The following is a 12,267-nucleotide window of genomic DNA, read 5'->3' as shown; positions in this document are numbered from 1 at the left end:
GGCAGGCCCTGGCGGCGGAGCGTCCGGATTCCGCCGCGGCCCGGCTCGGCCTCGCCCGTGCCCTGGCGGCGGTGGGCCGGCGGGACGCCGCGCTGGAGGAGTACCGCGAGGCCGTGGCCCTGCGCTCCGGCGACCGGGAGGCCGCGCTTGAGCTGTCCGCCCTGCTGGTGGAAACCGGCGATGCGCTGGGCGCGGTCGAACTGCTCCAGCCGCTGTCCCGCCGGGACCCGGAGGACGCCGGCCTGCACGCCGCCATCGGACGGGCCTGGATCGCCCTGCAGGAGCCGGAGAAGGCCCTGACGGCGCTCCGCCGCGCCCAGGGGCTGGATTCGGACGGACGCCTCGGCTGCGCGGCGCTGATCGCGGCGTTGGAAAGCGGCGCGGGCGAGGATTTGTCGGCGGCCTACGTGCGCGCCCTGTTCGACCGCTACGCCGACCGCTTCGATCAGGATCTGGTGGGCAAGCTGGGCTATTCCGCGCCGGGGCTGCTGCGCGACGCGGTGGACCGGCTGGGGCCGGTGGCGGGGCTTCGGGTGCTGGATCTCGGCTGCGGGACCGGGCTGGCCGGGGTGGAGTTCCGCCCGCTGGCCGCGCATCTCGCCGGGGTCGATCTGGCCCCGCGCATGGTCGAGAAGGCGCGCGCCCGCAACCTGTACGACGAATTGTCGGTCGGCAACGTGGTCGCGGCGGTGGAGGCGGTGCCCGGGTCCTGGGACCTGCTGGTCGCCGCCGACGTGCTGGTCTATCTCGGCAACCTCACCGCCCTGTTCGAGGGGGCCGCGAAGGCCCTGCGCCCGGCGGGCCGCTTCGCCGCGACGGTGGAGCGGCTGGAGGGCGAGGCGGCGGGCGGCGGCTACGCGCTCGGCCCGTCGCGGCGCTACGCCCACGCCGAAGCCTACCTGCGGGAGACCGCGGCGGCGGCGGGGCTGTCGGTGCTGCTGATGGAGCCCTGCTGCCCACGCCGGGAGAAGGGCGTGGGGGTTCCGGGCCTGCTCTTTATAGTGGAGAAGCCTCCGTCTTGAACGGCCTCAGGCTCAGCAGGGCGCAGTCCCAATAAGGCCGCGGGCCGAAGCGCTCGGCCAGGAAATCCACGAAGACGCGGACCTTCGGCGACAGATGCCGGTTCTGCGGATAGACCGCGAAGACGTTCGATTCCGCCGTGTAATAGTCCAGCAGCAGGCACTGAAGCTGCCCCTTGGACAGCGCCTCTCCGCACAGGAAGGTGGGCAGCACGATGATGCCGGCACCCGCGATGGCGGCCTCGCGCAGCAGGTCGCCGTTGTTGGTGCGCAGCGAGCCGGACACGCGGACCGACCGCATGGCGTCGTTGATGCGGAACTGCCACTGCTCCGCGGTCGGAATGTTGGTGTAGATCAGGCAGTTGTGGTTGGATAGCTCATCCGGCGTCTGAGGAGTCCCGTGCTTCTCCAGATAGGCCGGGCTGGCGCAGACCACCTGCCGGTTGGGGGCCAGCCGCTTGGCGATCAGCGAGCTGTCGCGCAGCCGCCCGACGCGCACCGCCAGATCGTAACCCTCGTCGATCAGGTCAACGTAGCGGTCGTTGAGGTCCATCTCGATCTCGATGGACGGATAGCGCTCCAGGAACTCCGCCACCGCTTTCGCCAGATGCAGCAGCCCGAAGGACACCGGCGCGTTGACCCGCAGCCGCCCGCGCGGGGCCGCATGGAGGTCGGCAACGGCCTGCTCCGCCTCCTCCAGATCGGCAATGATGCGGGTGCAGCGCTCGTAATAAGCCTGCCCGACCTCGGTCAGGCTGAGCTTGCGCGTGGTGCGGTTCAGCAGCCGCGCGCCCAGCCGGTTCTCCAGCTCCGCGATGCGGCGGGAAACCACGGACTTGGACAGGTTCAGGCGCTCCGCCGCGGTGGTGAAGCTCTTGGTGTCCACGACCTTGATAAAGGCCATCATGTCGTCGAGGCGGTCCATGGCATTGTTCTACACCCCGGAACAATGAAGTTCCAGCGCCCTGGATTTGCTGGCGGGCGGCAACGCGCTATCTCTGTAGGGCACCGCCGCCACCGGAGGCGCGGCCACAACCACAGCGAGGGGAGTCGAGACATGGCAAAAGTCCTGGTGCTCTACTACAGCAGCTACGGTCACATCTCCGCCATGGCGCAGGCGGTGGCGGAAGGCGCCCGCTCCGTCGCGGGAACCGAGGTGACGATCAAGCGCGTGCCGGAGCTGGTCCCCGAAGAGGTGCGGCGGAAGGCCCACTTCAAGGACGAGCCGGACATTCCCATCGCCACGCCGAACGAACTCGCCGACTACGACGCCATCGTTCTGGGCGTGCCGACCCGCTACGGCAACATGCCGGGCCAGATGAAGAATTTCCTCGACCAGACGGGCGCCCTGTGGGCGAAGGGGGCGCTGGTCGGCAAGGTGGGTGCCGCCTTCTCCTCCTCCGCAACGCAGCATGGCGGGCAGGAGAGCACCATCCTCAGCACCCACATCGTGCTTCTGCACCTCGGCCTGGTGATCGTCGGGTTGCCCTACAGCTTCCAGGGCCAGATGGGCGTGGACGAGGTGATGGGCAACAGCCCCTACGGCGCCAGCACCATCGCGGGCGGCGACGGCTCGCGCCAGCCGAGCGCGGTCGAGCTGGACGGCGCCCGCTACCAGGGGCGGCACGTCGCGGAAATCACCAAGAAGCTGCACGGTTGAGGACGGAGCGCTCCTCTCCCGCCGTCCGGACGGGAGAGGGGCCTGGGAACAGGGGAGTTCAGGGCATGGGCCTGCTGATCGACGGCCGCTGGCACGACCAGTGGTACGACACCAAGAACACCGGCGGCGCCTTCGTCCGTCCGGAAACCCGGTTCCGCGGCTGGGTGCGGGCGGACGGTTCCACCCACTTCCAGCCGGAGTCCGGGCGCTATCACCTGTTCGTGTCGCTGGCCTGCCCCTGGGCGCACCGCACCCTGATCGTCCGCAAGCTGAAGGGGCTGGAGGACGTCATCGGCGTCACCGTGGTCGATCCCTTGATGCGCGAGGAGGGCTGGACCTTCCCCGAACCCGATCCGGTCACCGGCTCCACCCGCCTGTTCGAGGTCTACACCAAGGCCGATCCCGCCTACACGGGCCGCGTCACCGTGCCGGTGCTGTGGGACCGGAAGACCGGAACCATCGTGAACAACGAGTCGGCGGAGATCATCCGCATGCTGAACCGGGAGTTCGACGCCTTCGGCGACGCCTCGCTGGATCTTTACCCGGCGGAGCTGGCGGAGGAGATCGACCGGCTCAACGCCTTCGTCTACGACCGCGTCAACAACGGCGTCTACAAGGCCGGATTCGCGACCAGCCAGGAGAAGTACGAGCAGGCGTTCGACGCGCTCTTCGCCGCGCTGGACGAGCTGGACGGTCGGCTGGCCGGGCGGCGCTATCTGCTGGGGGACAGGCCGACCGAGGCCGACTGGCGCCTGTTCACCACGCTGGTGCGGTTCGACGCCGTCTATGTCGGCCACTTCAAATGCAACCTGCGCCGCATCGCCGATTATCCGAACCTGTCCGGTTACCTGCGCGACCTCTATCAGGTGCCCGGCGTGGCGGAGACGGTCGATTTCGGCCACATCAAGCGGCATTACTACGCCAGCCACACCATGATCAACCCGACCGGGGTCGTGCCGAAGGGGCCGGCGCTGGACCTGGACGCGCCGCACGGGCGCGGGGCGGTGGGATAAGGGGAAGGGGCCTCAGGGTTTGAAGCAGCGGGCCATGTCCTGGTCCTGGCCGATCATCTCGCACAGATAGCCGTTGGAGAACTTGAAGCGGAACGGCCCGGTCTTGCGCACGCTGACGGTGGTCTGGCCGGCGGGATTCTTGAAGGCCACCCAGGCCGAGGAATCGAAATGGGTGGTGATCCCGTTGCTCAGCCGCACGCGGCCCTGGTTGTCCTTGAGCACCTGCACGCCCGTGTTGAAGGCCATGCCGCCGTTCGGCATCTCGGACGCCACGGCGAGGCCGTTCGTGCAGTTCACCCCATCCGGCTGCACCGCCACGCATTCATAAGGACGCGGCTGCGACGCGGTGAGCACCATGGCGTAGATCGCCACTTCCAGAACGTTCATGGGCATGCGGAATCTCCCGGCAATCCGCACAAGGGCGCAATCAAGCACCGTGTACAGAGTAATTCCGCCGTGGTTACGAAAAGTATAATGTCGCGGTCAAGGTTCTAGCCTTTCGCGGCCAGCGCTTTTTTCAGTTTCTCGCGCAGGCCGAGCGGGGTCAGCGGCTTCACCAAGTAGCCGGCGGCCCCGGACCGCAGGGCCGACAGAACCACGTCGGACCCGTCGTGCCTGGTCAGCATGATGACCGGCGCCCGCCCGTCCAGCGCCTCCAGAAAGGCGAGGCCGCCCATCGGCGTCATGTCCACGTCGCAGAGAATCGCGTCGAAATCGACCCGGTCGCAGCGGGCCAGCGCCTCCGCCCCGTCGGCGGCCTCGATCACCGTGCCGACGCCCAGTTGCCGCAGCAACCGCACCGAAACGCTGCGGGTCACCACCTCGTCCTCGACGACCAGCACCGTGCAGGAATCGAGCGACACGGACACCCCCGCGTTCCGCCAATTGAGTTACCTCAATATGGTATATCAGCGCGGAGGAAACTCAAATGCGTGCGATGAGAATTTTCACGTCGGCCAGAGCGCGGTCGAGGGCCGCGGTATCCCGGCGCGCCACCGCCATGTCGCCGTGCAGGGCCGCCTCCTCCACCGAGGCGAAGAGGCTGGCGACCCGTCCGGCCCCGGCGGTGCGGGCGGCCCCCGCCGCCGAATGGGCGGCCAGCCGGGCGCCGTCCAGGTCTCCGGCGGCGAGCCGGTCCTTCAGGCGGCGGGACAACTCGTCGGCGTTTTCCAGGAACAGGGCGTAGAGCATCGTGACGGTGGGGCCAAGGCCGCCGAAATTGCGCAGCATCGGCTCCACATCGAGGATGTCCCGATCGCCGGGGGCGGATTCGGGTGGACGCGGTTCGGCAAGGCTGGGCAACGGCTGGGGCACGGCACGGCTCCCGGCAGGACGCGGAATGACCGTAAGTTGCGTGTGGTCAAGCGGTGCGGTCAAGCGTGAGCGGGCGCGACGAATGGACGCTTCGGCGCCGCGTCGCCCGGCGAGGGAACCGGGCGGCGCGCCGTCCGTTCCCCCAGCGTCGTCAACGATGCCTGGAACGCCCGACCGATGACCGCCGCATCCGAAGCGCAGAACGGGGTGCCGCCGCGGCTGGACGCCCTGATCGTCGGCGGCGGCCCGGCGGGGCTGACCGCGGCGATCTATCTGGCGCGCTACCGCCGCCGCTTCCTGGTGGTGGATGCCGGGGCCAGCCGGGCCTCCTGGATTCCGCTGTCGCACAACCATGCGGGCTTTCCCGACGGGGTGACCGGCGACGAGCTGCTGGCCCGCATGCGCGCCCAGGCGGAACGCTACGGCGCCCGGATCGTGCCGGGAACGGTGTCGTCGGTGGAGCGGGCCGAAGGGGGATACCGCGTGCGGACCGGCGACGGGCGGGAATTCCACGCCCGCACCGTGCTGGCCGCGACCGGGGTGATCGACCAGGAACCGCAGCTTCCCAACCTCTATCAGGCGGTCCAGCGGGGGCTGATCCGCCATTGCCCGATCTGCGACGGGTTCGAAGTGACCGGCCACCGCATCGGCGTGATCGGCCACGGCACCGGAGCGCTGGGGGAGGCGCTGTTCCTGCGCACCTATTCGCGCGACATCACCCTGCTGACGCTGGGCGAGCCGATGACGCTGGAGGAGGCGGAGGAGCGCCGCATGGCCGAGGCCGGAATCCGCGCGGTGGAGGAACCGGTGGTGGAGGTCCACACCGAATCCGGGCGAATCGCCGCCCTGACCACGGCGTCCGGCGCGCGGCTGACCTTCGACACGCTCTACTCCGCCCTGGGTTGCCACCCGCGGACGGAGCCGGTGAAGGGCCTGGGCGTGCGCATGGGGCCAAGCGGGCGGCTGGTCGCCGACGGGCACCAGCAGACCGGGATCGAGGGGCTCTACGCCGCAGGCGACATCGTGGAGGGGCTGAACCAGATCTCGGTCGCCATGGGGCAGGCCGCGGTCGCCGCCACCGCCATTCACCGCCGGCTTCTGGCAGAGGATGGCGACCTGTAGCGCCTGCCACGCCGCCGCCGAACCGCCGCCGAACGGCTTGGCCACGGGCCAAAATGTCGCATTTGACATTTATTATTGGTATTACCAGACGGACGACTTAAGCTATGCCTTTGGATTGACGGGTTTTCTGAAAAAGCCATAAAGGACTATACCTTTCGGGCTCGGTCGGACGTTTACACCTGCTTAAGATTTTGCGCCGTAGGAGTCTCGCCATTGCGAAAGGCGGTCCGTGCGGCGGGGTGTGGCCCGGTGCACAGCGGGATGAGCGGAGGAGCGGCATCATGCCGCCATCGAGCAACCCGGCCAGCCAGCCAGAACGAACGGAACCTGCTTCAATGGCCCAATCCGTTACCCGCGCGCTCCAAGCCATCAAACGCCACAACGCCAAGCCGGAGCAGATCGACCACGCCATCCTCAGCGCCATCAACGTCACGCTGTGCATGCAGTCCGGCGGCGACGACCGTGTCGCGGAAGGTTTCAACCAGGACATCGCGCTGAGCGGACGGGCCTTCGCCGTCCGGACCTGATCTACTCCTCCTGTTCCTCCCGCTTCCGCAGTTCGTCCTGCAGGAGATAGCGGGCCTCCGGCGGCAGATCGCCGATGGCTTCGGCCAGGACGCGCAGGCGCCGCCGCAGCCCATAGACGGTGTCGAGCAGGGACAGAACCACCGGCATCGCCTCGTCGTCGAGCGCCAGATCCTCCCGAAGATCGCAGATCAGCTCCAGCCGGGCCACGTCGGCCTCGCTGAAGACGAAACCGTTCCCTTCGTGCCGCGGCCTCAGCCAGTGCCGTTCCACCCACACCGTCAGATCGGCGGAAGACACCCGCCGGCAGACGGACAGCACCTCTTCGGTTCTCCGCCCCGCGTTCCGCCGTCCTCCATCCATCTGGACCATGTCACGCAGCCTCCATGTCGCGCCTGGGGTTGTGGTCGGTCTTCCACTCCCGGACGAACGCCTCCAGCGCCGGGTCGGGCGCGTCGGGCAGGGCGATGCGCAGGGTCACATACTGGTCGCCGCGCGCCCCGTTCGCTCCGGGAAGGCCCTTGCCCTTCAACCGCAGGCGCGTGCCGTTGTTCGCCCCCTTCGGAACGGTCAGCATCACCGGCCCGTCGATGGTCGGGACGCGCACCTTGCCGCCCAGCACCGCTTCGGCCAGGGTCACCGGCAGGTCGAGCTGCACGTCGTCGCCGTCGCGCCGGAACCAGGGGTGGGGCGTGACCTTGACGGTGACCAGCGCGTCGCCGGGAGGACCGCCGTTCGTTCCCGGCAGGCCCTGGCCCTTCAGGCGGATGGTGCCCCCGTCCTCCAACCCCGCGGGCAGGTCGATGTCCAGCGTCCGCCCGTCCGGCATGGTGACCCGGCGCTTGCCGCCCTTGGCCGAGGCCAGGAAATCGACGGTCAGCGCCATGCTGAGGTTGCCGCCCTTCATCGGCATGGCGCCGCCGCGGGCGTGTCCGCGCCCGCCGAACAGGTCGGCGAAGATGTGTTCCAGGTCGTCCGACGCGAAGCCCTCGGCGTGGGCGTAGCGGGCGCCCGCGGGACCTTCGGCGAAGTCGCGGTAGTATTGGCGCTGCGGCCGTTCCTGGCCGGAGGAGTCGATCTCCCCGCGGTCGAAGCGGGCGCGCTTGTCGGGGTCGGACAGCAGGCTGTAGGCGGCGCTGATGTCCTTGAAGCGCTGCTCCGCCTCCGCCTTTCCGGGGTTGAGGTCGGGGTGGTGCTTCTTGGCCAGCTTCCGGTAGGCCTTGCGGATCTCGTCGTCGGAAGCGGAGGGGGAAACGCCCAGGATCTCGTAAGGATTGCTCATGGCGATGACCGTAATCGGAAATCGGGGGCCAGCGGCTGAATGGTGAGCGCCTTGGGCGTGTATGTGTTCAACGCCGCTCCGCAAATCAAGAGGGGTTCCCGTCCGTTCCGTGCACGGCGCCTGTGCTTGCGGTCGGGGTGACGCGGGAGGGGCGCGCACCAATATGTCGCGGTGCCGGACTTGGTTCCGGTTGAGTGTTCCCGGACGGAGACGGTCAAAGGAGGGAGCGCCCGTCATGCCGCACACGCCGATGTCCTTCGTGCCCACCGGCCCCGCGGCCGCCGAGCTGCGGCGGCGGCACAAGACCGCGAACGTCCTGCATTCCCTGCTCCTGCTCGGCGGCATGGTGCTACTGCTGGCGCTGTGCGGCTTCATCCTGGCCGGGGCGGAGGGGGTGCTGTGGGCCCTGCTCGGCGGCGGCATCAGCTTGCTGTTCAGCCCGCGCCTGTCGCCGCGGATGGTCCTGCGCATGTTCGGCGCCCGCCGCCTGTCCTACGCGGAGGCCCCGGCGCTGCTCGACGCGCTGGCCGCCATCGCCCGCCGGGCGGACCTGCCCGCGGTGCCGGAGCTGTGGTACGTCGCCAGCCCGGCGCTGAACGCCTTCGCCGTGGGCAGCCGCCGCCAGTCGGGCATCGCGGTGACCGACGGGCTGCTCCGCGCGCTCAGCCTGCGGGAGCTGGCCGGCGTGCTGGCCCACGAGGTCAGCCATGTGCGCAACAACGACCTGACGGTGATGGGGCTGGCCGACACGGTGACCAGCCTGACCCGGCTGATGTCCGTCTTCGGCATGGCCCTGCTGATTCTCAACCTGCCCCTGCTGATGATCCGGCAGGAGGGGGTTCCCTGGCTTCTGGTGCTGCTGCTTATCGCCGCACCCTGGATCGGCGTTCTTCTGCAACTCGCCCTGTCCCGCACGCGGGAGTTCGACGCCGACCTGGACGCCGCCCACCTGACCGGCGATCCGGAGGGGGTGGCCTCGGCGCTCGCCCGGATCGAGCGGTTGCAGCACGGCCCGTGGGAGGGCCTGCGCTTTCCGGGCCGCCGGCGGGCGCAGAGCGTGCCGTCCCTGCTGCGCACCCACCCGGAAACGGAGGAGCGCGTGCGCCGCCTGATGGCGCTCCGCACCCCGCCGCCGGTCCTGCCGGGGCTGGATGCCGGTGTCCTGCACGCCCCGCCACACCTCGCCATCCCGGCGGCGCTGCGGCGTCCGCGTTACCGGATCGGCGGCTACTGGTACTGAAGGTTACAGGCCGGGCGTCCTCCTCTCCTGGACTAAAGCGGCGCGGCTGGGTAGAACCGGCGGGCGCGGTCGGGCGATTTTCCCCGGGATCCCAGGCTCGTCCCGGGAGGGGAGGAAGCCCCGCGGCGGTCGGTTGGCTACAGAAGGCGGGTCCCCTCCATGACCTTTCAAGGGCGTTTGATCCTCCTGATCTCCGGTCTGGTGACGCTGGCGGTGGCGGCGGTCACGGTGCTGCTGGCCTGGACGACCCATTCGGCGATCCAGGCGCGGGTGGAGGCGGACGGCCGCATGGCGGCGACCCTGCTGGCCCGCAACGCCACCCTTGCGCGCGAGGTGCCGCGCGACGTGGAGGTGCTGCTCGGCGACCGGCTGCTGTCGGAGGCCACCCTCGCCGCCCACCTCGTCGCGGTGATGGAGGCAAGCAAGGCGCCGATCAAGGCGGTGACCGACCGGTTGAAATCCGTGGCGGACGGCGGCGGTCCGGACGAGATCTGGGTGACCGACAACCGGGGCCGCGCCTATCTGCACAACATTCCCGGCCCCGACATCACCTTCGGTCCCGACTCCAAGGCGCAGCCGCGCCAGGCTCCTTATTACGGCCTGCTGAACCGCGCGCCGGAGAGGGTGGTGACCGATGCCGCCACCGAAGGCGGCAAGCTGATGAAGTTCGCCGGCGTGGCCGGCGTGGACAAGCCGCGCATCGTCCAGGTCGGCGCCGACGTGCGCCGGCTGGGCGACATCGCCCGCAAGGCGGGGGTGGACGGGCTGATGGCCGCCCTGCTGGCCGGCGGCACCGTGGAAGGCGCGTGGCTGCTGGAGCGCGACGGGCGGCTTGCCGTGCACGCCACCGGCCCCAGCGCCGGGCCGCTGTCGGAGCGTGCGGTGGAGGCGGCGAAGGCCGCCGCCGCCGCGGGCGAGACCGGTTTTGTGCATGAGGGCGGCCGCCTGACCGCCTTCGCCCCGGTGCCGGCGGTGGCCGGGCAGGGAGCCGGAATCGCGGTGGTGCGCCTGCCGGCGGAGGATCTGTCGTCGGTGGTCGGGCGCCATGTGAAGATCGGCGTCCTGATGGGGGTGCTGGTCCTGGCGCTGGGAGTCTACGGCGCGGTCCGCTTCGCGCGCAGCCAGATGGCCCCGATCGAGCGGCTGGGCGAGGCCGTGGCGGCGGTGGAGGCCGGGCGCTTCAACCCCTTCACCCTGAACGAGGCGATGGAGCGCAACGACGAGATGGGCCGCCTCGCCCGCGTCTTCCGCAGCATGGCGCTGGAGGCGTCGTACCGCGAGGAGACGCTGGACGCCCAGCTTCTGATGCGCACGGCGGAGCTGGAGACCAGCACCGAAAAGCTGACCGCCGCCGAAAGCCTGATCGAGGAGGAGCAGCGCGCCGCCCGCGACGTGCAGGCGAACCTGCTGCCGCAGCAGCTTCCCGCCGGGCGCGACAGCCAGTTCTTCGGCCTTCTGGTTCCCGGCCCGGCGGTCAGCGGCGATTTCTACGACGTGATCGAGCTGGACGAGCGTCATTGCCTGCTGGTGGTGGCCGGGGTGTCCGGCTGCGGCGTGCCGGCGGCCTTCCTGATGCTGCTGGTGCGCGGCGCGATCCGCGAGGCCGCGGCCCGGCCCGGCACGACCCCCGCGGCCATCCTGACGGCGGCCAACGACCGGCTGTGCGGGCAGAGCCCGTTCGACGGCTTCGCCACCGCCTTCGTCGCCCTTTACGACCGGGAGACCGGGACGCTCAGCCACTCCAGCGCCGGCAACCGCGCGCCCTGCCGCATCCAGGCGGACGGCAGCGTCCTTACCCTGGCTGACGCGGGCGGCCCGGCCCTGGGCGTGCGCAAGGGCATTCCCTATGGCGAGGCGGTGACCCGGCTGGAGCAGGACGACACGCTGTTCCTGTGCACCGAAGGCGTCCTGCGGGCGGTGAGCGCGGCGCGCGAACCCTTCGGGGAGGAGCGTCTGGCCGCCGTCCTGCACCAGGGCCGCGGCCTGTCGGCGCGCGACCGCTCCGAACTGCTGCTGCGCGCGGTGGAGGCCCATGTCGGGCCGGGCGGGCAGACCGGCGACATCGTGTGCCTGACCGTCCGCCGCCTGCTGCCCGCCGCCGAATTGGCGCCGGAAACCGAAGCGGCGGTGTGACGAGCGATCGTGACGCGCCGTCCGGCGACGGCGGACAGGGGGAACGCTCCCGTCTGATCGGGGTGGCCCGACCGGTGTGCCGGGCCACCCTGGCGGTCACAACGCGGACCCGCCACGCGCGCCCCATCTCTGTCCCGGGGTCCGCCGTTCAGCTTCGGTTCAGTCGCCTCCGGGCAGGATCGGCAGGACTTGCACGTTTCTGCCGATGAGGGGGACTCCCGATGTCCAACGCCTTTTCCGGGGCCGCCGTCCAGCCGCCCGTGAAGACCCGCTACGACGGGGTGATGCTGTTCCTGCACTGGAGCGTCGCCCTGCTGATCCTGGTCGCCTTCGCCATCGCGCAGGGGCGCGGGCTGTTGCCCCGCGGGCCGGAGCGGACCGCGCTGATGGACCTTCACCGGTCGCTGGGTGTGCTCGTTCTGGCCCTGGTCGCGCTGCGCATGGTGTGGCGCGCCGTCAGCCCGCCGCCGCCCATGCCCGCCGGCACCGCGCCGCTGCTCCTGCTGGCCGCGAAGGGCGGGCATCTGGCGCTCTATGCCCTGATGATCGCCGTGCCGCTGGGCGGCGTGCTGATGACCCAGGCGAACGGCCATTCCGTCACCGTCTTCGGCCTGTTCACGCTGCCCACGCTGGTGGGTGAGGACAAGGCGTTCGGCCACACGCTGGAGGAGGCGCACGAGTTTCTCGGAACCCTCATCATCGTGGTCGCCGGCCTGCACGCCGTTGCCGCGCTGGTCCACCAATATGTGCTGAAGGACGGGACGCTTCGCCGCATGCTGCCCCAGGGCCGCCGTTAGGCGGAAAGGAGCGGGCGGCGTCCGCACCGGAAAGCCGGGGGACGCCGCCCGCCGAGTGGCGAGGTCCTGCCTCCTCCATGGGACGGACCCATGCATGGGTCCCCCATGGTCGGATGAACCCGTCCAGGCGGCTTCCCTTCCCGGCGCAAAGGCGGTACCGCC

At 70.1% G+C, this 12,267-nt stretch carries 14 protein-coding genes; 8 read left to right on the top strand and 6 right to left on the bottom strand.

The genetic code is table 11. The features are described from left to right. On the top strand, positions 1 to 1,022 hold a 1,022-nt coding region (locus QSG27_RS05075; protein WP_306704050.1), incomplete at its 5' end, for a methyltransferase domain-containing protein. Here QSG27_RS05075 and QSG27_RS05070 read toward each other — a convergent pair. Then, entirely contained in the window at positions 997 to 1,944 is a 948-nt protein-coding gene (locus QSG27_RS05070; protein WP_306704049.1) for a LysR family transcriptional regulator, read from the bottom strand. The two genes, QSG27_RS05075 and QSG27_RS05070, sit on opposite strands and share 26 nt — an antisense overlap. A gap of 132 nt (positions 1,945 to 2,076) precedes the next feature. Between QSG27_RS05070 and wrbA the strand changes: the two genes are divergently transcribed. Together wrbA and QSG27_RS05060 are read left to right on the top strand one after the other, a co-directional pair. Further along, complete coding sequence (gene wrbA, locus QSG27_RS05065; protein ID WP_306704048.1) at positions 2,077 to 2,679, top strand: NAD(P)H:quinone oxidoreductase; 603 nt, start codon at positions 2,077 to 2,079, stop codon at positions 2,677 to 2,679. Between the two features lie 65 nt (positions 2,680 to 2,744). Next, the gene (locus QSG27_RS05060) at positions 2,745 to 3,692 is read left to right on the top strand and encodes a glutathione S-transferase family protein (RefSeq protein ID WP_306704047.1); all 948 of its coding nucleotides are present in this window, start codon (positions 2,745 to 2,747) and stop codon (positions 3,690 to 3,692) included. 12 nt (positions 3,693 to 3,704) lie between these two features. Here QSG27_RS05060 and QSG27_RS05055 read toward each other — a convergent pair whose 3' ends face one another. The 3 genes from QSG27_RS05055 to QSG27_RS05045 all read right to left on the bottom strand — a co-directional run bounded on the left by QSG27_RS05055 (position 3,705) and on the right by QSG27_RS05045 (position 5,006). Then, on the bottom strand, positions 3,705 to 4,085 hold the full coding sequence (locus tag QSG27_RS05055; RefSeq protein WP_306704046.1) for a hypothetical protein: 381 nt from the start codon (positions 4,083 to 4,085) through the stop codon (positions 3,705 to 3,707). Positions 4,086 to 4,183: 98 nt separating this feature from the next. Beyond that, positions 4,184 to 4,555 carry a response regulator gene (locus QSG27_RS05050; RefSeq protein ID WP_306704045.1) on the bottom strand — a complete coding sequence of 124 codons (372 nt, stop codon included), beginning with the start codon at positions 4,553 to 4,555 and terminating at the stop codon, positions 4,184 to 4,186. A 61-nt stretch (positions 4,556 to 4,616) separates the two neighbouring features. After that, the gene (locus tag QSG27_RS05045) at positions 4,617 to 5,006 is read right to left on the bottom strand and encodes an Hpt domain-containing protein (protein WP_306704044.1); all 390 of its coding nucleotides are present in this window, start codon (positions 5,004 to 5,006) and stop codon (positions 4,617 to 4,619) included. Between the two features lie 177 nt (positions 5,007 to 5,183). On the opposite strand from QSG27_RS05045, the gene QSG27_RS05040 reads away from it, so the two are divergent. Both QSG27_RS05040 and QSG27_RS05035 read left to right on the top strand, forming a co-directional pair. Next, positions 5,184 to 6,128, top strand: coding sequence for an NAD(P)/FAD-dependent oxidoreductase (locus QSG27_RS05040; protein WP_306704043.1), 945 nt, complete (start codon positions 5,184 to 5,186; stop codon positions 6,126 to 6,128). A gap of 335 nt (positions 6,129 to 6,463) precedes the next feature. Beyond that, complete coding sequence (locus QSG27_RS05035; RefSeq protein ID WP_306704042.1) at positions 6,464 to 6,655, top strand: hypothetical protein; 192 nt, start codon at positions 6,464 to 6,466, stop codon at positions 6,653 to 6,655. A 1-nt stretch (position 6,656) separates the two neighbouring features. Here QSG27_RS05035 and QSG27_RS05030 read toward each other — a convergent pair whose 3' ends face one another. Beyond that, entirely contained in the window at positions 6,657 to 7,025 is a 369-nt protein-coding gene (locus QSG27_RS05030; protein WP_306704041.1) for a chaperone modulator CbpM, read from the bottom strand. 1 nt (position 7,026) lies between these two features. Continuing rightward, positions 7,027 to 7,935: a J domain-containing protein gene (locus QSG27_RS05025; protein WP_306704040.1), complete on the bottom strand. Its 909-nt coding sequence runs from the start codon at positions 7,933 to 7,935 to the stop codon at positions 7,027 to 7,029. A gap of 235 nt (positions 7,936 to 8,170) precedes the next feature. Between QSG27_RS05025 and QSG27_RS05020 the strand changes: the two genes are divergently transcribed. The 3 genes from QSG27_RS05020 (at position 8,171) to QSG27_RS05010 (ending at position 12,105) form a co-directional block, all read left to right on the top strand. After that, a complete protein-coding gene (locus QSG27_RS05020) occupies positions 8,171 to 9,175 on the top strand; it encodes a zinc metalloprotease HtpX (protein WP_306704039.1) in 1,005 nt (334 codons plus the stop codon). Positions 9,176 to 9,334: 159 nt separating this feature from the next. Then, positions 9,335 to 11,308, top strand: coding sequence for a PP2C family protein-serine/threonine phosphatase (locus QSG27_RS05015; protein WP_306704038.1), 1,974 nt, complete (start codon positions 9,335 to 9,337; stop codon positions 11,306 to 11,308). Positions 11,309 to 11,529: 221 nt separating this feature from the next. After that, positions 11,530 to 12,105 carry a cytochrome b gene (locus tag QSG27_RS05010; RefSeq protein WP_306704037.1) on the top strand — a complete coding sequence of 192 codons (576 nt, stop codon included), beginning with the start codon at positions 11,530 to 11,532 and terminating at the stop codon, positions 12,103 to 12,105. Positions 12,106 to 12,267: the final 162 nt, after the last annotated feature.

The sequence above is a fragment of the Azospirillum isscasi genome (genome assembly GCF_030849505.1).
GTDB classification, from domain to species: Bacteria; Pseudomonadota; Alphaproteobacteria; order Azospirillales; family Azospirillaceae; genus Azospirillum; species Azospirillum isscasi.
The sequence above is the reverse complement of the archived record's forward strand: the minus strand, read 5'-3'. Positions and strand labels throughout refer to the sequence as shown.